Origin of the sequence: Bradyrhizobium sp. (assembly GCF_036009065.1) — a bacterium.
Classification (GTDB): Bacteria; Pseudomonadota; Alphaproteobacteria; order Rhizobiales; family Xanthobacteraceae; genus Bradyrhizobium.
Window position 1 is genome coordinate 1 of sequence record NZ_DASYMN010000038.1, and the last position, 1,548, is coordinate 1,548.

The 1,548-nt window shown below is 59.6% G+C and carries 1 protein-coding gene and 1 pseudogene; both read right to left on the reverse strand.

Annotation, left to right across the window (positions count from 1 at the left end; all coding sequences use genetic code 11):
- Nucleotides 1-660 (reverse strand): FAD-dependent oxidoreductase (locus VGP39_RS02605; protein WP_327566547.1); only part of this gene is annotated, 660 nt, incomplete at its 3' end.
- A gap of 188 nt (nt 661-848) precedes the next feature.
- Nucleotides 849-1,548 (reverse strand): annotated as a pseudogene (locus tag VGP39_RS02610) (DNA-directed RNA polymerase subunit beta'); the annotation flags it as partial.

A 1,548-nucleotide genomic window follows, 5' to 3' on the forward strand; every position in this document is an offset into this window, starting at 1 on the left:
GACCTCGGACTGCAGGCAGCCGATCAGCTGCTCGTTGCCGTTCTGGATCGAATACAGGCCGATATAGCCATCGACATCCATCACGAAGTTTTTTAGCGCGTTGAGGCCATTGGTGTTGTGGCTTTCGGTGGCGATATCGGAGCGCGCCATCACTTTCAGGAAACGCTTGGCGGTGGGATCGTCGACGTGCCTGTCGAGCAGTTCCTCGCAGGTCATCCAGGCCCAGGGATGCTCGTTGTCATGGGCGCCGACGCCTTCGTAATATTCGACCGGCGACATGATGTCGGTGCAGCGCTTGCGGAACGCTTCGATCGCATCGGCGGTTTTCGTGCCGTATTTGCGGCGCATACCCGGCACGTCATTGAGCAACTCGCCGTCGAGCTGCACCTGCTCGGCATCCATCGGAATGGTCTGCAGGCCGAAATGCTGGACCAATTCGCGCAAGGGGTCGGGGCCGGTCATCGAGTAGTCGTAGATTTCGGCGACGCCGGCTTCGTACATCGCCGGTGCGGTGTCGAATTTGCGCGTCAGGATCTTGCCGCCGACGCGGTCGGACGCCTCATAGATCGTGACGCGGCAATGCTCGCCGAGCTTCTTCTTCAGATACCAGGCGCTCATCAGGCCGCCGGGACCGCCGCCAACTATTGCAAGATCGAGCATGTGTTTTCCGTCGCCTACCGCCGCCGGGTGTGTCCAGGGCGCGCGGTCTAAGTCACCCTAGCAAAAGCGCTTTTCACCCTGAAGGGAAGATGAACAAAGCAGGTTCGTGCGCTGCAGCATGAAAGAAAACAGCAAAAAGGCCGGCTTGAGCCGGCCTTTTTTCATAACATCGTAAATTCGCCGGGGTGCTATTCCGCCGGCGGCAGTGCCAACGGTTCCATTTCGGGAGCCGCGGGCACGATCGTTGCCTGCTTTTCGCGCTCATCGAGGATCAGCTTGTCGCGCTTGACGGCGACTTCGCGGATCTTGGCCATCGATGCGCCGGTGCCTGCCGGGATCAGCCGGCCGACGATGACGTTTTCCTTGAGGCCTTCCAGCGGGTCCACCTTGCCATTGACGGCGGCTTCGGTGAGCACGCGGGTGGTCTCCTGGAACGAGGCCGCCGAGAAGAACGAGCGGGTTTGCAGGCTCGCCTTGGTGATGCCGAGCAGCACTGGCGTTCCCGTCGCGATTTTCTTGCCCTCTTCCTTGGCCTTGGCGTTGATCTGGTCGAACTCGATCTTGTCGATCTGTTCGCCCGAGATCATATCGGTCTCGCCCTGGTCGGTGATCTCCACCTTCTGCAGCATCTGACGAACGATCACTTCGATGTGCTTGTCGTTGATCAGCACGCCCTGCAACCGATAGACCTCCTGGATTTCGTTGACCAAGTAGGCAGCGAGTTCCTCGATGCCCTTGATCGCCAGGATGTCGTGCGGCGCCGGATTGCCTTCGACGATGAAGTCACCCTTCTCGACGATGTCGCCATCCTGCAGATGGATGTGCTTGCCCTTCGGAATGAGGTATTCGCGGGTCTCCTCATTCTTGTCCATCGGCTCGATCGAGATG